Source organism: Amycolatopsis keratiniphila (genome assembly GCF_000400635.2).
Classification (GTDB): Bacteria; Actinomycetota; Actinomycetes; order Mycobacteriales; family Pseudonocardiaceae; genus Amycolatopsis; species Amycolatopsis keratiniphila.
Map to the genome: position 1 here is coordinate 3,439,586 of NC_021252.1, position 20,469 is coordinate 3,460,054.

Consider the following 20,469-nt stretch of genomic DNA (forward strand, 5'->3'; position numbering starts at 1 on the left):
ACGGGAGGGAAACCGATGGCAGAGAAGCTCCGGCCGCCGCAGCAGCAGGAACCGCCGGGCGTGACGTCGAAGATGGACCCGCCGCCTCGTGACTCCATGGAGGACTACGAGGGCCGCGAGCTGTTGGCAGGCAAGCGTGCCCTGATCACCGGCGGCGACTCCGGAATCGGCCGCGCGGTCGCCATCGCCTTCGCGAAGGAAGGCGCCGACGTGGCGATCGCGTACCTCAACGAGCACGAGGACGCCAAGTACACCGAGGAACGCGTCCGCGCCGAGGGGCGCGAGTGCCTCCTCCTACCGGGTGATCTCGCCGAAGCGGCGCAATGCCGCGAGATCGTCGACCGGACCGTCAAGGACCTCGGCGGGCTGGACATCCTGGTCAACAACGTCGCCACGCAGTGGCCGGTCGATTCCCCGGAGGAGCTCACCGACGAGCAGTGGACGCACACCTTCGACGTGAACATCCACAGCTTCTTCCGGGTGACGAACGCCGCGTTGCCCCATCTGGGCGAGGGCTCGGTCATCATCAACACCGGCTCGGTGAACGGCTTGCGGGGCAACAAATCCCTGATCGACTATTCGGCGACCAAGGGAGCCGTGCACGCCTGGACGTACGCGATGGCGCAGGCGCTGGCCGATCGCGGCGTCCGGATCAACTGTGTCGCGCCCGGTCCGGTGTGGACACCGCTGATCCCGTCGACGTTCCCGCCGGAGAAGGTGGAGAAATTCGGCCTCCAGGTCCCGTTCGAGCGCGCGGCTCATCCGGACGACCTCGCGCCGTCGTATGTGTTCCTGGCGTCCAACCGGCTTTCGTCGTATTACAGCGGTGAGGTCATCGCCGCGCTGGGCGGCGAGACCACACCCGGCTGAGGCGCGCCACGGCGTCGGCGACGGCTTCCGGCGCGAGGCGGTCCAGGCACGGATGGCCGGGCACGGGGCAGACCCGGGCCCGGCTGTCCCGGCACGCCGCGTGCTGGTCGCCGAGCACTTCGGACGGCACCCCGTACGGCGCCCAGCGCGACGACGGCACCACAGGGGCGAACAAGGAGACCACCGGGGTGCCGACGGCGGCCGCGAGGTGGGCTGGGCCGGTGTTGGGGGCCACCACGACATCCGCCGCGGCCAGCACGGCCGCCAGTTCGGACAGATCCGTACGACCGCCCAGATCGAGAGCGTCCCCGGCGACCTGGCTGGTCAGCGCGCTTTCCGACGGCGAGCCGGTCACGACGACACGGCGTCCGGCGGCCTGCAGCGCCCGCACGATCGCGGCCGAGCGGTCGGCGGACGGCTGCCGGGCCGGGACCGACGCGGCGGGGTGGACGACCACGTAATCCTCGTCGCCGACCAGCCGTTCCACCGGCGGCAGCGGCCCGCGGATAGCGAGCCCGCCGTCGTCGCCGGGCGGCAACGAGAAGCCCGCCGCCTCGGCGAGGGAAAGCATCCGCACCGGTTCCGGCGGGTCACCGGCGACCCGGTGCCGCAGGTCCAGCAGCGATCCGGGGTAGTCCTCGCAGACCGCGCCGATCCACGGCACGCCCGCCATCCTCAGGATCAGGGCCAGCGGGAGCGGGGACTGATGGAACGACGTCAGCACGAGCGCCGCGTCGAAGGAGTATTCGCGCAGGCGCCCGACCAGCGCTTCGGTGTCTTCCCGGGTGACCGGCGGCGGCTCGGGGTCGATCCACGGCGCGCACCAGGTGACGACCTCGTCCACGCCGGGCAGCAGTTCGCCCGCCGCGCGGCCACGAGGGCCGGCCAGCAGGACCACGCGCTCGGCACCCGCCGCGACCGCGCGGACGCAGGGACCGGCCAGCAGGACGTCACCGAGGTTGTCCATCCTCGCGACCAGCACGTTCATCGCGAACCCGCGACGGCCAGGTGGACGGCTTCGGCGAGATCGCGGGCGACGGTCGCCCGGCGGCGGGCGCGATCGACCTCCTCCGGCCGGGTCCGCGCGGTCGGGACGAGGATCCCGCGGGCCCCGGCGGCGAGGGCGGCGTCGACATCGGCGCCGGTGTCGCCGATGACCACACAGCGGCGGACGTCGACGCCGAGCGCCTCCGCGGCCTGCCGCACCAGTCCGGGCGCGGGTTTCCGGCAGCCACAGCCATCGCCGTCGTCGTGCACGCAGACCTGCCAGGTGCCGAACGGGCCGAGCTTCTCTTCGACGCGGGCGTTCACCGCGGCCAGCCGGTCCGGGGTGATCAGGCCTTTGGCCACTCCGGACTGATTGCTGACCACGCCGATCCTGATCCCCGCCGCACGCACGTCGTGCAGGAGTTCCTCGGCGCCGGGCACGGGACGCACACCGTCGGGGTCGTCGAGGTAGGGCACGTCGACGATGAGGGTGTCGTCCCGGTCGAACAACAGGGCCTGCGGCCGCCGCGACAGCCGGTGCTTCAGCTCCCCGCGCAGCCGGTGATAGCAGGCCGCGGGCGGGATGAGCACGCTGGTCAGCAGCATCCGCCCCACCTCGCCGGGGGCGAGTGGACCCGGGGCGATCCGGCGCGCCGCGAACTCGGCGGTCAGCCCCGCCCACAGCCCCGCCGCCGCGGCGGCGGCCTTGCGGCGTCCCAACGCGAACGACGCCACGGCGCCGGCCGCGCTCACGGTGGCCAGCGCGTGCCGTTCTAGCCGTCCGTGCCCGGCCCCGGTCTGCTGTCGCCAGAGGACACCGTGCTTGCGCCGCATGAGCGCGTCGTCGGCGTTGCCGCGCTGGGCGCGCAGGCTGGCCAGCGGGCCCGACCGTTTGGGCGGATGGACGGTGACGCGTTCGCCTCGCGCGATGAGATGGCCCGCCTTGGCGACCTTCAGCGCCAGGTCCGAGTCTTCCCGGTAGGCACGGGGGAAACGTTCGTCGAAGCCGCCGACCTCGGCGAGCGCCGACCGGCGGTAGGCCATGTCGGCGGTGATCCACCGGGCCGTCTCCAGCCCGGCCGTTCCGCGTTCGTCGTCGGTCGGGCGGCGGTCCGGCGGCAGCGGCACGACGAGACGGGCCTGCGACGCGGCCGTCTCCGGGCCGAGGGGGAGCAGGTCCTCGGCGAGTTTCCGCGGCCAGTCCGAGCCGATCAGCACGTCGTCGTCGAGGAAGGCGATCCACTCGGACGTCGCGCGCCGCCAGCCGGCGTTGCGGGCCGCGGCCGGACCACGCCCGCCGGAACGGACGACTTCGATCTCCGCTGTCGAGGGAGGAAGCCGCAGATCCTCGCCGCCGGGCCGGTCGTCGGCGACAATGATCCGCGCTGGCCGTGGCTCCCCGGCGGCTTCGATCCCGGACAGGAGCGCGTGGAGATTCTCCCGGCCGGTCGTCGGGATCACGATCGTGTAGTCGAGGTCGGTCACCCTCTTCCGGTACCCGGGTGCGACGGCGGCAAACTCACGCGGGGATCGCGTCGGTCTTCCGCAGCCACGAGCGATGTTCACCCAGTTGTGCGGTGAACGAGGCGAAGAAGCCGTCGGGGAGGGTCGCTTCGGCCGCCGTGGTGGTCACGACGCCCTGGTCGATCAGGGTTTCGGTGTCATCGGCCAGCTTCGAGGTCACCCCCGCCCGGCGCAGCAGGTCGAGACCCGAGCCGAACGCGGCCACCGGCTTGCCGTGTTTGTACGCCTCGGCGACGAAATGCACCGCGTAGCCGTCGCGTTCGAGGACGTTGATCGCGCTGGGGCCACACGGGACGACGACGGCGTCGTACAGCACCGACGCCATGGTGTTGAGCTGCTTGTCCGGCCGCAAGGGATCCCCTTCACCACCTGGGCGGAGTTCGGCCTCGGTCGGCGCGAGGACCTCGACGATCGCACCCTGCTCGGTCAGCGTCTCCACCAGGCGGCCGACACCGATCGTGTCGACACCGTCGGCGGCGAGCACCGCGACCTTCCGGCTGGTCGGCGCGACGGAAGGCTGGTTGAGCTGCGAAAGCGCGGGGGAGGTGCGGTCGTGGTGCGGGGTGACGGGAGCGGCGGGCACGCTCACCCCGATTCCCTCGGCGACTTCGGCGGCCAGATCGTGGTCGACGTTGTTGAGCTCGGCGATCGTCCGCGCCCGGACCTCCCGGTCCACGACCTTGCCGAGTTCGAACCGGAACGCCGCGACGATGTGCTCGCGTTCGATCGGCGACATGCTGTTCCAGAACAGTGTCGCCTGACTGTAGAAGTCCTTGAAGCTCTCGCTGCGGTCCCGGATCTTGTGGCCCGCGACGGCTTCGGTGTAGTGCCGGAAGACGCCGGAATCGGCGATCGCCGGGCAGCCGCCGCCGAGCGAGTTCGGGAAGTAGCTCGTCCGTCCCTTGTGGACGTTCTGCTGGCCGTACCCGTCGCGCTGGTTCGTGTGCACCGGCGCGATCGGCCGGTTCACCGGGAGCTGCGAGAAGTTGGGGCCGCCGAGCCGGATCAGCTGCGTGTCGAGGTACGAGAAGTTCCGGGCCTGCAGCAGCGGATCGTTGGTGAAGTCGATACCGGGGACGATGTTCGCGGTATGGAAGGCGATCTGCTCGGTCTCGGCGAAGAAGTCCTCGGGGTTGCGGTCCAGGACCATCCGCCCGACCGGGCGCACGGGCACCTGCTCCTCCGGGATGATCTTCGTGGCGTCCAGCAGGTCGAAGTCGAAGTCGTGCTCGGAATCCTCGTCCACCAGCTGCACGCCCAGCTCCCATTCCGGGTACTGCCCGGCCTCGATGGCGTCCCACAGGTCACGCCGGTTGAAGTCGGGATCCTTGCCCGCGATCTTCTGGCATTCGTCCCACACCAGGGAATGCGTGCCGAGGACGGGCTTCCAGTGGAACTTCACGAAGGTGCCCTTGCCGTCGGCGTTGACCAGCCGGAACGTGTGCACGCCGAACCCCTGCATCATCCGGTAGCTGCGCGGCAGCGCTCGATCGGACATCAGCCAGAGCACCATGTGCAGGCTCTCCGGCTGGAGCGAGACGAAGTCCCAGAAGGTGTCGTGAGCCGACTGGGCCTGCGGGATCTCGTTGTGCGGCTCGGGTTTCACCGCGTGCACGAAATCGGGGAACTTGATGCCGTCCTGGATGAAGAACACCGGCATGTTGTTGCCCACCAGGTCGTAATTGCCTTGGCGGGTGTAGAACTTCGTCGCGAAGCCGCGGACGTCGCGCACGGTGTCGGCCGAGCCGCGGGAACCGGCGACGGTGGAGAACCGCACGAAGACGGGGATCTTCTCGCCGCTGGTGAGGAATTCGGCGACCGTGTAGTCGGACAGAGCGTCGTCGTAGGCCTCGAAGAAGCCGTAGGCGCCCGCGCCGCGCGCGTGCACGACCCGTTCGGGGATGCGCTCGTGGTCGAAATGGGTGATCTTCTCGCGGGCGTGGAAGTCTTCGAGCAGGGTCGGACCCCGGCTGCCCGCGGTCAACGAGTCGTCGGTGTGGTCGACGCGGACTCCCTGCTGTGTCGTCAGCACGGACTGATCCGGATCCACCCGGCTTCCGTTCAGCTGCTCGTCCTTCGCGTCCTCTGGATGCTGTGCCACAGGTCTCGCCCCTTCGCGGTGGTGGGTTCCCTCTCGGCTACCCGGGCACCGTTTCGGCAAAACGACACCGGGTAACCGGCGTGCGGGAGACTTCGAGGAGGTGCGAATGACGACGGTGGACCGGCCTGCCGTGCTGGAGATCCGCGATCCCGCCGACGACCGTCTCGTCGGCAGCGTCAAAGCGGTGACGGCCGACGGCGTCAAAACGGCGATCGCCACGGCTAAGCGGAGCGCCCCGGGTTGGGCCGCCACACCGGCGGCCGAACGCGGGATCGCGCTGAAGGACGCGGCCCGGTCGCTCCGGGCGCGGGCGGGCGAACTCGCCGTCCTCATCGAGAGCGAGACCGGCAAACCCCGGGAAGAGGCCGAAGAGGGCGTCCTGGCCGGAGCCGGGACCCTGGAGCAGTACGCCGAACTCGGGCCCGTGCACCGCGGCCGGTCCCTTTTGGGGGATGCATCGGCCACCGACCTGATGGTGCCGGAACCCCGGGGTGTGGTCGTCGCGCTGACCCCGTGGAACGATCCCGTCGCGGTGGCCTGCGGGTTGCTGGGCGCGGCCCTGGTCACGGGGAACACGGTGGTGCACAAACCGAGCGAACGCTGCCCGCACACCGGCGCCTGGCTGGGAAACGTGCTGGCGCAGGCCCTTCCCGACGACGTGCTCCAGACCGTGCAGGGCGACGGAAGCGTCGGCGCCGAACTCGCGGCCCATCCGGACGTCGACCTCATCGCCCATGTCGGCGGCACGGCCGCGGGCCGCTCGATCGCGGCGAGCGCGGCGCGGACCGGCGCCAAGGCCTTGCTGGAGAACGGCGGGAACGACCCGCTCGTCGTCGACGCCGGCGTGGATCCGGTCTGGGCGGCCGAGCAGGCGGCGATCGGCGCGTTCGCCAACTCCGGGCAGATCTGTGTCTCGGTCGAACGGATCCACGTGCACCAGGACGTCGCGGACGCCTTCCTCACCGCGCTGGTAGCCGAGGCAGGGCAGCGCAAATTGGCGCCGCTCGTCGACCGGCGCCACCGTGAAGGGGTGCACGCCCAGGTGGCGGAGGCGATCGCGCAAGGCGCCGACCCGCTCGCCGGAGGGTTCGTGCCCGACGGTCCCGGTGCCCATTACCCGGCGACCGTCCTCGCCGGATGCACGCCGGGGATGCGGGTCCTGACCGGAGAGACCTTCGGCCCGGTCGCTCCGGTGACCGTGGCGGCGGACTTCGACCAGGCACTCGAACAGGCGGCCGCCGGCGAGTACGGTCTCGCGGCCACGGTACTCACCTCGTCGATGGCCCACGCGCAGCGCGCCTGGCGCGAACTCCCCGTCGGCACCGTGAAGATCAACAACGTCTTCGGCGGCGCGCCCGGCGGGGCCGCCCATCCGCGTGGCGCCAGCGGCAGCGGCTATGGCTACGGGCCGGAACTGCTCGACGAGATGACGCAGACCAAGGTCGTCCACCTGGGCCCGCCGGGTCCGTGATGGGCGGGAAGACGCCGTTCGCCTGGGCCGCGCGGGCGTTCCGGGTGCCGGGGGAAGAACGCCGGAGTCTCGTCCAGATCGCGAAGGCCACGGCAGCGGCCGTGATCGCGTGGATCGTCGCGACGGCGGTCCTTCGGCTGCCCCAGCCCTTCCTGGCGCCGTACGCGGCGGTGTTCCTGGTGCAGGCCACCGTGTACCGGTCGCTGCGGGGCTGGGCGCAGCAGGTCGGCGCCGTGAGCGTGGGAGTGCTGCTCGCGGCGGGCGCCGGTCAGCTGATTCCTTCGGTGACGGTGGCGCTCGGGCTGGTCATCTTCGTCGGCCTGCTGATCGGTTCGTGGCGGGGGTTCGGCGATTCGGGGGTGTGGGTCGGGATCACCGGCATGCTGCTGATCTCCTACGGCAACGCGACCGAACCCGTCCTGCTCGCCGACCGGCTGCTGGAAACCGCGCTGGGGGCGGCGATCGGCGCGGTGCTCAACGCGGTGATCCTGCCGCCGCTGCACGGCGAGCGTCTGCGGGCGGCGACCTCCCGGCTGGCTTCGGCGATCGCCGACGTCCTCGACCGGACGGCGGAACTGGTCCGCGGCGGCGAGCCGACCGACGGCCTGGACGATCGCATGGAGGACGTCCGCAGCCTGGTCGCGGAGGCGGAGGACGCGATCGGCTGGACCCGGGAGGGCCGGTACCTCAATCTCCGCGGACGGCGGGAGAGCCGCGAGGAACCGTTGGCGAACCTCGTCTCCCTGTGGCACCCGCTCGCCCAGCTGATCGACGCCGTGAGCGAGGCCGCCCGCAGCGAGCAGCCGTTCCGGCATCCCGGCGAGCACGCGCGCGGCGTCGTCGGCGACCTGCTCGAAGCCCTCGCCGAGGCGGTCCGTTCGGGTGATCCGGACAAGCTGGATCGTTGCCGTGAGCTGCTCGGCGAGATCGACCACCTGCTCGTGACCCCCACGGACGAGGTCACCACCTCGATCGGGCTGGGGGCGATGGCGCTGCCCGCCCGGCGTCTCGTCCAGCGGCTTCGCGCCGATTAAGGCGACGCGACGGTGGGTAACCGTACCCATGAGCGGTAAGCGGATCGTGGTCACCGGCGCCACCGGCAACGTCGGCACGGCGGTGGTCCGCGCACTGGGCGCGGACCCCGAGGTCGGCTCCATCATCGGCGTCGCCAGACGCCCGAGTCGATGGGAGAGCCCGAAGACCGAGTTCGTCACCGCGGACGTCGCCCGCGACGACCTCCGTTCCGTGTTCGACGGCGCCGACGTGGTGATCCACCTGGCCTGGCTCTTCCAGCCCACCCACCGGCCCGAGGTCACCTGGCGGTCCAACGTGCTGGGTTCGATCCGGGTGTTCGAAACCGCGCAGGCGATGCGGGTGCCGTCGCTGGTGTACGCGTCGTCGATCGGGGCGTACTCGCCGAGGGACGACGACCACCCGGTGACCGAGGACTGGCCGACCCACGGGTCGCCGAAGGCGGCGTACACCCGCGAAAAAGCTTATGTGGAAAGGGTTCTCGAAGCCTTCGACCGGAGTCATCCGCGGCTGCGGGTGGTCCGGGTGCGGCCGGGATTCCTCTTCCAGAAGGCCGCGGCGCCCGAGCAGCGACGGCTCTTCGGCGGCCCGTTCGTCCCGGGCAAACTCGTGCGGCCGTCGCTGATCCCGGTGCTCCCGGACATCCCGCAGCTGAGGATCCAGACCGCGCACACCGAGGACGTCGCCGACGCCTATCGCCGTTGCGCGCTCCAGGACGTCAAGGGCGCCTTCAACATCGCGGCCGATCCGGTGCTGGACACCCGCGCGCTGGCGCGGATCTTCGGCGCCAAACCGGTGAAGGTCCCGGCGCCGTTCGTCCGTCGAGCGCTGGCCGCGGCCTGGGCGTTGCATCTGATCCCGGCGACGCCGGGACTTTTCGACGCCGTCCTGCACCTGCCGGTGATGGACTGCACGCGCGCCAGGGAAGAGCTGGGCTGGACGCCGCGCTACTCGTCGGAGGACGCGATCGAAGCCTTCCTCAAAGGGTTGCGGGAAGGCGAAGGATTCCCGACCGAACCGCTGAAACCGGACGTCGGCAGGGGACACGAACTGGCCACCGGAGTGGGGGAGCGACCGTGAACGAGAAGGAACTGCTGCACACACTGACCAGGGTCGTGTCCACTTTGGACCGAACCGACGTGCGGTTCGCCGTCGCCGGCGGCCTCGCCGTCTACGCGCGCGGCGGGCCGCCGTCCGATCACGACGTCGACCTCTTCCTCAAGGAGGAGGACATCGAGAAGGCGGCCGCGGCCCTCGAAGCGGCGGGGCTGAGACGGGAGCACCCGCCGGAGGACTGGCTCACCAAGGTCTACGACGGCGACTGCCTCGTCGACCTGATCTTCCGGCCCAACCACCGGCCGGTCACCGACGAGATGCTCGACCGCGCCTCGCTGATGCGGGTCGGGGCGACCGCCGCGCCCGTGCTCAACGGGACCGATCTGCTCGTCGACAAGGTCCTCGTGCTCAGCCCGCACCGATGCGATTTCGCGCCGTTGCTGCGGATCGCGCGCGACCTCCGCGAGCAGGTCGACTGGCACCGGGTGGCCGAAGAGACCGCCGAATCGCCGTACGCGTGGTCGTTCCTGACCCTGCTCGCGGCACTGTCCATCATCGACGGAAAGGAGCTTCCGATGCCCGAGGAAGCGCCCCAGTACCTGGTCGCCAGGCTGACCAAGGCGCTGGCGGAAGACCCGAGGACCGCCGAACTCGGCGTGCACGTCACCGTGCGCGGCGACCAGGTCCGGCTCAGCGGCGAGGTCCAGTGCGCCAACCGCAAAGCCGACATCGAGACGGTCGTCTGCGAACACATCGCGGCCGAGCTCGTGCACAACGACGTCCGGACCGCCGACGTCCGGGAGCCGTCGCACGCCGAGGAGATCCGGTGATCCGCGTCGCCGCGGTCGGGGACGTCCACCTCGGGGAGGACAACCGGGGCCTGCTGCGGCCGGCACTGGACAACATCGCCGAACACGCCGACGTGCTGCTGCTCGCGGGCGACCTCACCCGGCACGGCAGCGTCGACGAGGCCAGGGTGGTGGCCGACGAGTTCGCCGGGCTCGACGTCCCCGTGATAGCGGTGCTGGGCAACCACGACTACCACTCGGACGAGGCTGAGGCAGTCAGCGGGCTGCTGGAGGAAAGCGGGGTCACCGTCCTCGAGGGCTCGGCGACCACCGTCGAACTGGAGGGCGGGAAGCTCGGCGTCGCCGGGGTCAAGGGCTTCGGCGGCGGGTTCGCGGGCAAATGCGCGAGCCGGTTCGGCGAACGGGAGATGAAGGACTTCGTCGAGCACACCATGGCGACGGCCAGGCGGCTGCGCGCCGCGCTGGAAGGCCTCGAACACGAGCAACCCGACGTGACCGTCGCGCTGACCCACTACTCGCCGATCCCCGGCACCCTGCACGGCGAACCGCCGGAGATCCACCCGTTCCTGGGGTCGTACCTGCTGTGCGAGCCGATCGACGACGCCCAGGTGGCCCTCGCCGTGCACGGGCACGCGCACTACGGCAGCGAACAAGGGGTCAGCCCCGGCGGGGTCCCGGTGCGCAACGTCGCCCAGCCGGTGATCCGCGCGGCGTACGCCACGTATGTCCTCGAACCTGCGAAAGTGCTGACATGAGGGAACGATTCCACGGTCAGCTGAGCGTTCTCGGCGAACTCCTGTCGAGCATGTGCGGTATGGCCTGCGAAGAACTGCACCTGGCGAACCGGGTCTTCCTCGACCGGGACGTCGAAGCCGCGGCCGAACTGGCGACGGTCGAGGCGAGACTGAACGCGGCGCGGACCCGATGCGAGGAGTCCGCGCAGAAGTTGCTCGCCCTGCAGGCGCCGGTGGCGGGCGACCTGCGGACCGTGCTCGCGGCGGTGTACTGCGCCGACCGGCTGGAACGGATGGGCGACCTCGCCCAGCACATCGCCGACCAGGCCTTGCGAGCGCCGGAGTTCGCCGTCCCGGACGCCCTCGCCGGGCGTTTCGGCGAGATGGCCGGGCTCGTCTGTTCGATGGCGGAAGACCTCGGCTCCGCCATCGACGGGCCGACGGCGGAGGTGTTCCATTCGCTGGCCCGGTCCGACGAGCGGGTCGACGCGCTGTACGAAGAGCTGATGACCCTGGTGACCGATCCGGAGTGGGCCGACGGCGTCGCCCCCGCGATCTCGGTGGCGCTGCTGGCGCGGTTTTACGAACGGTTCGCGGACCAGGTGGTGTCGGTGGCGCGGCGGGTGGATTTCGCGCTCACCGGGGAGTTGCCGGAGTCTTCCGTGCGGGATGCGCCTGCTGAACTTTGAGGGCGCGCCGCCAGCGTCCGTGTCGCGAAAGCCACTTTCACAACCTTCAGCGTTGCGAAAGTGGCTTTCGCAACCTCTTGGCGAGCGGCCCGCGACGTCCGCACAGGCTCGAAGTCCGTGAAGGCCTCCTTCCCTACTTTCAAGGTAGGGAAGGAGGCCTTCACGGACTTGACCGACGCGTGAGCGCCTGGCGAAGGTCAGGTCGCCCGGTCCGTCAGCGCGTCCCGGATCTTGTCGATGAACGCCGTCCCCGGCGCCAGGATCCGGTTCGTCGGCGGCCGGTCCGGCGCGGCGGGATGCGGCCTGGTCGGGGCGATCTCCTTGGCCCGCAACACCTTTTCGCCCAGCTCCCGCAGGTCTTCCGGAGAACAGGCGGCCTGGAGCTTGGGCAGCAGGTCGCTTTCCTCCTCTTCGATGTGGTGCCGGACGTCCTCGATGAGCTTGCCGACCAGTTCGTCGAACCGGTTGTCCGTCGGCTCCAGCCCGATGAGGTCGTTCATCACCCGTTCGGCTTCCGCGTGCTCCTCGATCTCGTGGTCGGCGACCTCGTCGCCGTCGGGGAGGTGCTTCCGCGCAGCGGGGTACATGTGCTGTTCCTCGGCGATCGAATGCCGCACGAGTTCGGCGATCACGTGGTCCGCGAGGTCTTTGCGGTGCTGGTCACCGCCCTTGCCGGACTCCAGTTCCTTGAAGATCCGTTCGAAGGCGCGGTGATCCTCCGTGATCACCGTGACGAGGTCGTGTTCCGTGGTGGTGGTCATGGACACTCCTGTCCGTGGTCGTCAGTCCGACACCGGACGGATACCCGTTCCCCGCGGTTCAATCACCCGGATTCGTCCGTGGCCCGGTGCGGCGCGCCGACGGGTTTGGATTCCGGGGAGCCGCGCTGGCGCAGGTACACGCTGAACACCGCCATCGAGCCGATGGCGAGGAATTCCGACTGCCAGTTCTGCAGGGTGCGGTTCCAGAAGTCCGAAGACACCAGGTAGCCGAACCACGACACCGGATCGCCGAATTCGGTGAGCTGTTCGGCGTTGTAGGCGCTCATCCCGGCCACGGACTGGGCGAGCCAGGACAGCAGGAACAGTCCCAGCATCACCAGTCCGAGTGACATCGAGAAGATTCCCGTACGCCAGCCGCCCGCCTTCGCCCATTTCGGTGAGTTGGCCGTCGCGTGGGGGCCGACCTGCTGGTCCTCGTCCGTTTCGAGCCCGACGCGGTCGGCCGGTTTCGATTCGGGGGAACCTCGTTGCAGCAGCCACACGGTCGCGAACACGTAGAGGAAGAACTGCAGGTATTCCGATTGCCAGTTTTCGGCGACGTCGACGGCGAAGTCCGCGGACGCCAGGTAGTCCAGCAGGCCGACCGGTTCGGCGGCGTGGCTGAGCCGCCCGTCGTTGTAGTTCGCGAGACCGGCGAACGCCTGTCCAGCGAGACTCAGCAGGAACAGCAAGCCGAAGCCCAGCGAAAGGGCATTGTCACGAAGGAACACTCGCATCATCCGCCCCCTTCACCGGTGCAGCAGACCCAGCAGGACGCAATAGCCGAGGACGGCCACGACGAAGACGAGATAGACGGTGAACACCGGACGCGCTCTCATGGGCCACCCACCGCGCAGTCGTAGACCTGTTCGTTGCGGTGGCGGCAGCCTGCTCCCGTGATCACCCAGCCGGTGGACGACTCGTGCAGGAACAGCGTGTCGCGGGCGGTCTTCACCTGGGCTTCCTCGCTCCAGATGGAGACCGTCTCCGGCGTGCCGTCCGGGACGTTCGCGCCGGCCAGGCCGCGTTCGCAGCTTTCCGGCGCCCAGGATTCCCGCGCCCGGGGCGCGAGCAGTGCGCACGCCGAGCGGTGATCACCGGCCGCCAGCGCGCCGAGGAACCGCCCGGCGGTTTCCCGCACCGGCTCTTGCCCGCTCGCCCCGGCACAACCGGCGAGCAGCAGGCACGAACCGAACGCCAGCGCTTTGACGATCATGAAAGACGGGTACCCGGCCCGGCCGGTGGTTACACCTCGGCGTCACGACGCGGGGTACTGACGCTCGCGCAGCAGATTCGCCAGATGGATGGCGTTGCGTGCCAGGGTCGCGTTGGTCGACGCGACCGCTTCGGGCGTTTCGTCGAGGTCGTTGTAGTCGCCGCCCTTCATCGCCTCGCCGTTCCAGTAGGTGCCGCCCTGCGCGGGCACGGTGAAACCGACGTCGTTGAGGGCCTGGAAGAGATCGGCGGTGATCTTGTGCGCGCCGTCCTCGTTGCCGACGACGGCGGTCACGCCGACCTTGCCGAACATCGACGGCCTGCCCTCGTCGTCCGTTTCGGACAGTTCGGCGTCGAGCCGTTCCAGCACCCGCTGCGCCACGCTGGACATATGACCGACCCAGGTCGGGGTCGAGATCAGCAGGATGTCGGCGGCGGCGACCTTGCGGCGGATCTCCGGCCAGGCGTCGCCGTCGCCCATGTCGGCCTCCACCCCCGGTTTGACGTCGTGGTCGACCACGCGCACGAGTTCCCCGGTGGCGCCGTGCCCGGCCAGTTCGTCCAAGAGCTGCTGCGCGATCAGCGCGCTGCTCGACGGGGCCGGGGACGGTTTGAGCGAGCACACCAGTGCCAGGGCCTTCAACGGCTGGGTCATCCTGTCCTCCTGTTCGGATCGGTGCCGAGTCCCGTGTGGACGAAGCCCGCTTCGCCGACGGTCGCCGGATCCAGGAGATTCCTGGCGTCGACGACGACGGCGCGTTCGGTGGCGGCGGCGAGCCGGTCCCAGTCGAGCTCGCGGAACTCGGGCCACTCGGTGAGCACGACCAGCGCCGCAGCGTCCTTCGCCACCAGGTACGGGTCGTCGACGACCTGGACGGTGTCCGGTTCGACGGCTTCGACGCCGGGGTCGTACGCGGTCAGCACCGCGCCGCTCCTGGCGAGCTCCCGCGCGACCGCGAGCGCGGGGGAATCGCGCAGATCCCCGGTTCCCGCCTTGAACGCCAGTCCGAGCAACCCGATACGGATGCCCGAGAGCGAGCCGTCCGAAACCCCGGTGATCGCGAGGCGGATCTTCCGCACCACGGCCGCCCGCTGACGGGCGTTGGCCTTCATGGCGTCACGGAGGATGTCGAAGTCGACCCCCGCGTGTTCGGCGGTCCGCAGCAGCGCGGCGGTGTCCTTGGGCAGGCACGAGCCGCCCCAGCCGGGGCCGGGGACGAGGAAGGCCGGCCCGATCCGGGAATCGAGCCCCATCAGCCGTCCGACGTCGCGGATGTCGGCACCGTAGTGCTCGCAGAGTTCGGCGAGGACGTTCACATAGGACACCTTGAGTGCCAGGAACGCGTTGCTGGCGTACTTGGCGAGTTCGGCGCTCGCCGGATCGGTGAACCACACCGGCGCGTTCGTCTCCCCGTACAGGGTCGCCACCCGCTCCGCCGCCGCCCTGTTCCCGGGAAGTGAGCCGAGGACGACCCGGTCGGGATTCAGGAAGTCTTCCACGGCGTGTCCCTCTCGGAGGAACTCCGGATTGCTCACCACGGGCAGGTCCGGACCGAGAGTCTCCGCCAGCCGTGTCCCCGTGCCGACCGGCACGGTGGACTTGGTGACGACGACGCAGCCGGGCGTGAGCAGCCCGGGCAGCGTGGCCACGACCTCGTTCAGCATCCGGACGTCGGCGTCCCCGTTCTCCCCCTTCGGCGTGGGCAGGCAGAGCAGCACGAAGTCCACATCGGATAGTTCCTGTGGAGCGCCGGTGAAGCGGAGGCGTCCGCAGCCCAGCCCATCCCGGACCAGCTCCGTGAGCCCGGGTTCGGCGATCGCGACCTCGCCCCGGTTCAGCTCGTCCACTTTGGACAGATCGTTGTCGACGCAGACCACCTGATGCCCCAGATGGGTGAAGCACGCCGCGCTGGTGAGCCCGACGTACCCGGCGCCGATCACCCCCACCCGCTCAACCACGGGGAGCTCCCGTCCGGAGCAGATCCTCGGCCGCGGTGAGGACGCGTTCCTCACGCAACAGCAGCAGCCCCGCATCCGGCGCGTCACCGTGCGGGTCACCGACGTCCCCCACCCAGAGGACCGTATGCCGCCGGTCTCCGGCCGGCGGGCCCCAGAACCGCGGCGGGGTCGGCCCGAACAGCAGCACCGACGGCGTCCCGTACGCGGTCGCGAGGTGGCCGACACCGGTGTCGCCGCAGATCACCAGCCGCGCTTCGGCCACGGTCGCGGCCAGCTCGGCGAGGCCACCGCCCACGAGAGCCGCCTCGTCGGGAAGCCCGGCCTCCTCCACGACCGCGCGGACGAGGGGAGCCTCCGGCGTGCTTCCCGTGACGACCACCCGATGCCGGGCGGAAAGCTCCCGCGCCACCCGCGCGTACCTGTCCGGCGGCCAGCGCCGGGCGGCGAAGGCGGCTCCGGGGTGGATCACCACCGCGTCCGGCGCCGGGCTGGGACCGGGCGGCGGGGGCAGTGCGAGGTCGTCCCGGTCGGCCGGGATACGCGCGGCCTCGAGCAGACGGCACCAGCGGTCGACTTCGTGCGCTTCGGCGGGCCAGTCGGGGCCGTCGACGCCGGGGAAGTCGGGATGCCGGTGGGTGATCAGTTCGAGCGGATCCTGGGCGAGCAGGTCGTGGATGCTTTCCGGGCCGCGACCGTGCAGGTTCACCGCCAGCCGAGGCGGCTCGCCGGGCCAGGACAGTTCGCCGAGCCCGGCCGTCGGGAGCAGCTCGTCCACGGCGTCGATCAGCTCGACGAGGTCGCGCAGGTGCTCCGGCGCGGCGAGGACCAGCCGCTCGTCTGCGAAGGCGCGGCGCAGGGCCCGCAAGGCGGGGACCGCGGTGAGCAGGTCTCCCAGGCCGAGGGCGCGCAGCACGAGGATGCCACCGGTCACGGCCACGACCCTTCTTCCGAAGCGCAGACCACGAGTTCGCGGACCTCACAACCGGGCGGCTGGGACAGGGCGAACACCACCGAGGCCGCGACGTGCTCGGGCTGGTTGAGTTTCGCGTCCGGCGGCGGTTTGTACTGCTCGGCCCGGTCGTCGAAGAACGCCGTGTGCATACCGCCGGGGATGAGCAGCGTCACCCCGACCCGGCCCGAGAGCTCCATGGCGAGTGCCCTGGTGAAGCCGACGACGCCGAATTTCGACGCGCAGTAGGCACTCGCGTCCCCGGCGACCCGCAGGCCCAGCGTCGACGCGCAGGTCACCACCGTGCCGCGGCTCAGCCGCAGATGGGGGAGCGCCGCACGGACGACCGCGGCGGTGCCCAGCAGGTTGACCCGGATCACGCGTTCCCAGTCCTCAGTGGACACTTCGTCGAGCGGGCCGCACGCGTCGGTACCCGCCGCGGTGAAGACGCCGTCGATCCCGCCCGCCCGTTCGGCGAGTTCGTCGACGGCGCGCGCGGCCGCGGCGGAGTCGGACAGGTCGGCCCGGACGAACGCGACATCGCCCGCCGGTTCGGCGCGATCGACGACGAGAGGGGTGCCGCCCGCCTCGCGGACGGCTTCGACGGTCGCGGCACCGAGGCCGGAGGCGCCGCCGGTGATCAGGACGTTGCCGAGAGGACGCATCATGCTCCTTCCGCCGCGGCCACCAGCCGGGAGGTGGAATAGCCGCGGATGGTCGGGATCAGGACGATTTCGCCGCCGTGCCGTCGCACCACGGCGCTTTCGGGGAGTTCGGTGTCGGCGTAGTCGCCGCCCTTGACCCAGACGTCCGGGCGCAGGCGGTCCAGCACCGCGGCCGGATCGGGTTCGTCGAACACCACGACGGCGTCGACCGAAGCGAGTTCGGTGAGCAGCCGGGCGCGGTCGCGGGCGGTCACGATCGGCCGCCCCGGTCCCTTCAGGCCGCGCACCGAGGCATCGGAATTGAGGCAGACGACGAGACCGTCGCCCAGGGCACGCGCCTGTCGCAGCAGGGCGGCGTGGCCGGGGTGCAGCAGATCGAAACAACCACCCGTGGCCACGAGCCTGCCTTCGCGTGCACGGATTCCTGCTGCGACGTCGAACGCCGAAGTACCGTCGTGGTGCGCCTCCGGTTCGGGTGCGTTGTCCACTGTGGACAGGGTGGCGGCACCGCCGGTCGCGACGAACCGGGCCGCCGTCTCGACGCCGGCCGCCACGGCGTCGGCGGTGGACGCGCCGTCGAGCAAGGCCGCGGCGACCGCTGACGCGAAGCGATCACCCGCGCCGCACGTGTCCTTGGCGACGACGCCCGACGGCGGCCGGAACGTCGTACACGGTCCACCCTCGGTCAGCACCGCGCCGTGCGCCCCCGTGGTGACGCTGACCGCGTCGGCCTTCCACAGTGCGTGCACCCGCTTCGCCAGGTCCCCGGCGTCGGCGCGGGTCTCGGTGAGCTGCTCGGCTTCGGCGAGATTCGGGGTGGCCAGCCGGACTCCCGCGACGGGTTCGCTCCCGCGGGGATGCGGATCCCAGACGATGGGGACGCTGTCCGCCAGTTCGGCGAGCAGCGCGCGGATCTCCGGATGGCCGGTCACCCCGCGGCCGTAGTCGGCGACGAGGATCGCGCCCGCCGACCGCAGCGCCTCGCGGACACCGGAGGTGAGCGGGGAGAACTCGGCCCTGCCGTCACCACTGTCGAGACGGATCAGTGACTGCCCCGCGGCGCGCACCCGCTTCTTGGTGACGGTGGTGCCGAGCAACGGCATCGGCACCGTCCGGACCTCGCGCTCCAGCAGCCCGGTCAGAGTCCGGCCGGCCTGATCGTCACCCAGCGGTGCGACCAGCACGACCTCGGCGGTGGAGCGGGCCGCGAGCAACGCGGCCAGCCCGGCGCCACCCGGCCGCCGCCATTCCCGCACCAGGTCGACCACGGGGACGGGCGCGTCCGGGCAGAGCCGGTCCGACGTACCGTCGACGTCGACGTCCAGCAAGGCGTCGCCCAGCACCACCAGCGGCCTCACGTGGGCACCCCGAGCGCGTCGTCCAGCGCGGTGCACAGGGCGTGCACCAAGGCGAGGTGGACCTCCTGCACGGTCGCCATCGACGGCGCCTCCACGGGGATCGCGTCGGAGCACAGCGCGGCGAGCGGATTGGGGGAGGGGCCGGTGATCGCCCAGGTGGTGATGCCGATTTCGTGGGCGGCCTTCGCGGCCGCGACGACATTCTGGCTGCTCCCGCTGGTGGAAAGGCAGACGAGGATGTCGCCGGAGCGGCCGTGCGCGCGCACCTGCCGGGCGAACACCTCGTGCTCGCCGTAGTCGTTGACGATGGCCGTCACGGCCGAGGTCTCCGCGTGCAGGGCGATCGCCGAGAACGGCTGCCGGTCGTTGCGGAACCGGCCGACCAGCTCCCCGGTGAGATGCTGCGCTTCGGCGGCACTCCCGCCGTTGCCGCACGCGAGCAGCCGTCCGCCGGAGGACAGCACGGCGGCGAGCTGGTCACCCCAGCCACGGATCTTCGGCGACCAGGAAGCGGACTTCCCGGCGGCCTCGCTCAAAGCCGCGAAATGTTCTTCGATCACGACACACCTCCAAAGGTCAGGGACGGCGGACCACGAACGGTCCGAGGGCGAGCAGGTCGATGGGGGCGGAACCGAAGCACTCCAAGGCGTCCCTGGGGGAATCGACCATCGGCCTGCCCGCGGTGTTGAGGCTGGTGTTGACCACGGCGGGCACGCCGGTACGGCGTTCGAACGCGCCGAGCATCCGGGCCACGAGCGGCTCGGCGTCCGCGTCGACCGTCTGGACCCGGGCCGTACCGTCGACATGGGTGACGGCCGGGATCTTGTCCCTCCATTGTGGAGCGACATCGTGCACGAAAAGCATATAGGGACTGGGAAGCGGGCCGCGGGAGAAGATTTCCCCCGCGCGTTCGGCGAGCACCATCGGGGCGACCGGACGAAACTGTTCGCGGCCCTTGACGTCGTTCAGCCGTTCCAAATTGGCTTCGTGTCCGGGATGCGCGAGCAGCGACCGATGGCCGAGCGCACGCGGGCCGAATTCGGACCGGCCCTGGAACCAGGCCACGATCCGGTCTTCGGCCAGCGCTTCGGCGACGGCCTCGGCGACGTCGTCCGGCCGCTCGTACCGCATGTTCGCGGTCTCGAGCGCGTTCTCCAGCTGGTCGTCCGTCCAGCCGCGGCCGAGAGCAGCGCCGGTCATCGGGCCACCGCGCTCGCCGAACTCCGCGGCGAGCTCCAAGGCCGCGCCGAGTGCGGTGCCGGCGTCACCGGCGGCGGGCTGGACCCAGATCCGGTCGAACGGCCCCTCGGCGTGGAGCCGGGTGTTGGCGACGCAGTTGAGCGCGATCCCGCCCGCCAGCGCGAGGTCGGTGTGCCCGGTGTGCTCGTGGAGCTTGGCCGTCAGGTCGAGCAGCACGTCCTCCAGGCACCGCTGGACGCTCGCGGTGAGGTCGGCGTGGACCTGCCCCGGTTCCTGTCCCGGCTCGACGGCGGGGGCGAACGACGCCCAGTCGATCTCGTCGGTGCGGAACCCCATCCCGTTGGTGTGCACGCTCTCCGCGATCCGGTCGAGGAAGCGGGGCTTGCCGTAGGAGGCGAGGGCCATCACCTTGTACTCGTCACTGGACCGGGCGAAACCGAGGTGCTCGGTCAGGTCCTCGTACATCAGCCCGAGGGAATGGGGGAGCCGCTGCTCGGCGAGTTCCTCGAACTTGCCGTCGCGATACTCGCCCGCGAGGTAGGACGTGCTCTCGCCGCGGCCGTCCGCGACCAGCACGGCGCAGTCCCCAAATGGCGCGGCGAGCGCTGCCGAGGCGGCGTGCGCGACGTGGTGCCGCACGAAGCGGACGATCCCGGGATCCAGCCCCGGCAAGGCCGCCTTGAGGAACCCGGGAGCCCGGCGGGCGAAGTCCGTGCGGAGACATTCGTTCTTCCCGTCGTGCCCCGCCATGCCCGGCTCGACGAGCGCCGGATCATACGAATAGCCGACGGCGTCGAGATCCTGAGCGGAGATCCCCGCCTCGGCCAGGCACCAGGCGGCGGCCTCGACCGGCTGTTCCCACGCGGAGAACGGCACGGGCCGCTTGCCGTGTTTGCGGCGGCTGAACCGCTCTTCCTCCGCCGCCGCCACGATTTCGCCATCGACGACCAGGGCAGCGGCCGGGTCGTGGAAGACGGCGTTGATACCGAGTATGCGCACCGGGCCACCTCTCCGATCGGGGCCGCGGGCCGTGACCCGCGTTTACTCCCGTAGCGCTACCCGGTGCGTTCGGGGATAAACGATGCGGCG

General features: G+C 70.8%; 20 protein-coding genes. 7 read left to right on the top strand and 13 right to left on the bottom strand.

Features of this window, described 5'->3' with window-relative positions; all coding sequences use genetic code 11:
* Nucleotides 1-15 precede the first annotated feature (15 nt).
* Nucleotides 16-870 carry an SDR family oxidoreductase gene (locus tag AORI_RS56815; protein WP_016333519.1) on the top strand — a complete coding sequence of 285 codons (855 nt, stop codon included), beginning with the start codon at nucleotides 16-18 and terminating at the stop codon, nucleotides 868-870.
* Here the strand turns inward: AORI_RS56815 and AORI_RS56820 are convergent.
* Genes AORI_RS56820 through AORI_RS56830 form a run of 3 tightly spaced genes read right to left on the bottom strand, consistent with a single transcriptional unit; the run spans nucleotide 833 to nucleotide 5,482 of the window.
* Nucleotides 833-1,858, bottom strand: coding sequence for a glycosyltransferase family 9 protein (locus AORI_RS56820; RefSeq protein ID WP_016333520.1), 1,026 nt, complete (start codon nucleotides 1,856-1,858; stop codon nucleotides 833-835). The genes AORI_RS56815 and AORI_RS56820 overlap by 38 nt on opposite strands.
* Complete coding sequence (locus AORI_RS56825) at nucleotides 1,855-3,342, bottom strand: HAD-IIIA family hydrolase (RefSeq protein WP_016333521.1); 1,488 nt, start codon at nucleotides 3,340-3,342, stop codon at nucleotides 1,855-1,857. The genes AORI_RS56820 and AORI_RS56825 overlap by 4 nt, the downstream gene beginning before the upstream one ends.
* A gap of 34 nt (nucleotides 3,343-3,376) precedes the next feature.
* Nucleotides 3,377-5,482: a catalase gene (locus tag AORI_RS56830; protein WP_016333522.1), complete on the bottom strand. Its 2,106-nt coding sequence runs from the start codon at nucleotides 5,480-5,482 to the stop codon at nucleotides 3,377-3,379.
* Nucleotides 5,483-5,588: 106 nt separating this feature from the next.
* Here AORI_RS56830 and AORI_RS56835 point away from each other — a divergent pair, with 106 nt between their 5' ends.
* Genes AORI_RS56835 through AORI_RS56860 form a run of 6 tightly spaced genes read left to right on the top strand, consistent with a single transcriptional unit; the run spans nucleotide 5,589 to nucleotide 11,273 of the window.
* Nucleotides 5,589-6,953 carry an aldehyde dehydrogenase family protein gene (locus AORI_RS56835; RefSeq protein ID WP_016333523.1) on the top strand — a complete coding sequence of 455 codons (1,365 nt, stop codon included), beginning with the start codon at nucleotides 5,589-5,591 and terminating at the stop codon, nucleotides 6,951-6,953.
* Nucleotides 6,953-7,987: an FUSC family protein gene (locus tag AORI_RS56840; RefSeq protein ID WP_043848057.1), complete on the top strand. Its 1,035-nt coding sequence runs from the start codon at nucleotides 6,953-6,955 to the stop codon at nucleotides 7,985-7,987. The genes AORI_RS56835 and AORI_RS56840 overlap by 1 nt, the downstream gene beginning before the upstream one ends.
* 28 nt (nucleotides 7,988-8,015) lie before the next feature.
* Nucleotides 8,016-9,065, top strand: coding sequence for an NAD-dependent epimerase/dehydratase family protein (locus AORI_RS56845; protein WP_016333525.1), 1,050 nt, complete (start codon nucleotides 8,016-8,018; stop codon nucleotides 9,063-9,065).
* Nucleotides 9,062-9,871: a nucleotidyltransferase family protein gene (locus AORI_RS56850; RefSeq protein WP_016333526.1), complete on the top strand. Its 810-nt coding sequence runs from the start codon at nucleotides 9,062-9,064 to the stop codon at nucleotides 9,869-9,871. The genes AORI_RS56845 and AORI_RS56850 overlap by 4 nt, the downstream gene beginning before the upstream one ends.
* Nucleotides 9,868-10,605, top strand: a complete 738-nt coding sequence (locus AORI_RS56855; RefSeq protein WP_016333527.1) for a metallophosphoesterase family protein — start codon at nucleotides 9,868-9,870, stop codon at nucleotides 10,603-10,605. Before AORI_RS56850 ends, AORI_RS56855 begins: the two co-directional genes overlap by 4 nt.
* Nucleotides 10,602-11,273 (top strand): phosphate signaling complex PhoU family protein, encoded by a 672-nt coding sequence (locus AORI_RS56860; protein WP_016333528.1) that lies wholly within the window; start codon nucleotides 10,602-10,604, stop codon nucleotides 11,271-11,273. Before AORI_RS56855 ends, AORI_RS56860 begins: the two co-directional genes overlap by 4 nt.
* Before the next feature lie 197 nt (nucleotides 11,274-11,470).
* On the opposite strand, the gene AORI_RS56865 is transcribed toward AORI_RS56860, so the two are convergent.
* From AORI_RS56865 to AORI_RS56910, 10 genes are all read right to left on the bottom strand, one after another.
* A complete protein-coding gene (locus tag AORI_RS56865; protein WP_016333529.1) occupies nucleotides 11,471-12,034 on the bottom strand; it encodes a hemerythrin domain-containing protein in 564 nt (187 codons plus the stop codon).
* Nucleotides 12,035-12,096: 62 nt separating this feature from the next.
* Entirely contained in the window at nucleotides 12,097-12,771 is a 675-nt protein-coding gene (locus AORI_RS56870) for a DUF6766 family protein (RefSeq protein WP_043848772.1), read from the bottom strand.
* 98 nt (nucleotides 12,772-12,869) lie between these two features.
* Nucleotides 12,870-13,250, bottom strand: coding sequence for a hypothetical protein (locus tag AORI_RS56875; protein ID WP_016333531.1), 381 nt, complete (start codon nucleotides 13,248-13,250; stop codon nucleotides 12,870-12,872).
* A 42-nt stretch (nucleotides 13,251-13,292) separates the two neighbouring features.
* Nucleotides 13,293-13,904 carry a flavodoxin family protein gene (locus tag AORI_RS56880; protein ID WP_016333532.1) on the bottom strand — a complete coding sequence of 204 codons (612 nt, stop codon included), beginning with the start codon at nucleotides 13,902-13,904 and terminating at the stop codon, nucleotides 13,293-13,295.
* Nucleotides 13,901-15,208 (bottom strand): UDP-glucose dehydrogenase family protein, encoded by a 1,308-nt coding sequence (locus tag AORI_RS56885; RefSeq protein ID WP_043848058.1) that lies wholly within the window; start codon nucleotides 15,206-15,208, stop codon nucleotides 13,901-13,903. The genes AORI_RS56880 and AORI_RS56885 overlap by 4 nt, the downstream gene beginning before the upstream one ends.
* On the bottom strand, nucleotides 15,201-16,145 hold the full coding sequence (locus AORI_RS56890) for a glycosyltransferase family 9 protein (RefSeq protein WP_016333534.1): 945 nt from the start codon (nucleotides 16,143-16,145) through the stop codon (nucleotides 15,201-15,203). The genes AORI_RS56885 and AORI_RS56890 overlap by 8 nt, the downstream gene beginning before the upstream one ends.
* Nucleotides 16,136-16,822 carry an SDR family oxidoreductase gene (locus tag AORI_RS56895; RefSeq protein WP_016333535.1) on the bottom strand — a complete coding sequence of 229 codons (687 nt, stop codon included), beginning with the start codon at nucleotides 16,820-16,822 and terminating at the stop codon, nucleotides 16,136-16,138. The genes AORI_RS56890 and AORI_RS56895 overlap by 10 nt, the downstream gene beginning before the upstream one ends.
* Entirely contained in the window at nucleotides 16,822-18,180 is a 1,359-nt protein-coding gene (locus AORI_RS56900; RefSeq protein WP_016333536.1) for a PfkB family carbohydrate kinase, read from the bottom strand. Before AORI_RS56900 ends, AORI_RS56895 begins: the two co-directional genes overlap by 1 nt.
* Nucleotides 18,177-18,740 (bottom strand): D-sedoheptulose-7-phosphate isomerase, encoded by a 564-nt coding sequence (locus AORI_RS56905; protein ID WP_016333537.1) that lies wholly within the window; start codon nucleotides 18,738-18,740, stop codon nucleotides 18,177-18,179. The genes AORI_RS56900 and AORI_RS56905 overlap by 4 nt, the downstream gene beginning before the upstream one ends.
* Nucleotides 18,741-18,756: 16 nt before the next feature.
* The gene (locus tag AORI_RS56910) at nucleotides 18,757-20,379 is read right to left on the bottom strand and encodes a carbamoyltransferase family protein (RefSeq protein WP_016333538.1); all 1,623 of its coding nucleotides are present in this window, start codon (nucleotides 20,377-20,379) and stop codon (nucleotides 18,757-18,759) included.
* Between the last annotated feature and the right edge of the window lie 90 nt (nucleotides 20,380-20,469).

Excerpts from the sequence above, each read along its gene's own strand:
- AORI_RS56880 (WP_016333532.1), bottom strand. The coding sequence starts at position 13,904 with ATGACCCAGCCGTTGAAGGCCCTGGCACTGGTGTGCTCGCTCAAACCG.
- AORI_RS56835 (WP_016333523.1), top strand. The coding sequence starts at position 5,589 with ATGACGACGGTGGACCGGCCTGCCGTGCTGGAGATCCGCGATCCCGCC.
- AORI_RS56845 (WP_016333525.1), top strand. The coding sequence starts at position 8,016 with ATGAGCGGTAAGCGGATCGTGGTCACCGGCGCCACCGGCAACGTCGGC.
- AORI_RS56860 (WP_016333528.1), top strand. The coding sequence starts at position 10,602 with ATGAGGGAACGATTCCACGGTCAGCTGAGCGTTCTCGGCGAACTCCTG.
- AORI_RS56870 (WP_043848772.1), bottom strand. The coding sequence starts at position 12,771 with ATGCGAGTGTTCCTTCGTGACAATGCCCTTTCGCTGGGCTTCGGCTTG.
- AORI_RS56875 (WP_016333531.1), bottom strand. The coding sequence starts at position 13,250 with ATGATCGTCAAAGCGCTGGCGTTCGGTTCGTGCCTGCTGCTCGCCGGT.
- AORI_RS56840 (WP_043848057.1), top strand. The coding sequence starts at position 6,953 with ATGGGCGGGAAGACGCCGTTCGCCTGGGCCGCGCGGGCGTTCCGGGTG.
- AORI_RS56865 (WP_016333529.1), bottom strand. The coding sequence starts at position 12,034 with ATGACCACCACCACGGAACACGACCTCGTCACGGTGATCACGGAGGAT.
- AORI_RS56820 (WP_016333520.1), bottom strand. The coding sequence starts at position 1,858 with ATGAACGTGCTGGTCGCGAGGATGGACAACCTCGGTGACGTCCTGCTG.
- AORI_RS56815 (WP_016333519.1), top strand. The coding sequence starts at position 16 with ATGGCAGAGAAGCTCCGGCCGCCGCAGCAGCAGGAACCGCCGGGCGTG.
- AORI_RS56895 (WP_016333535.1), bottom strand. The coding sequence starts at position 16,822 with ATGCGTCCTCTCGGCAACGTCCTGATCACCGGCGGCGCCTCCGGCCTC.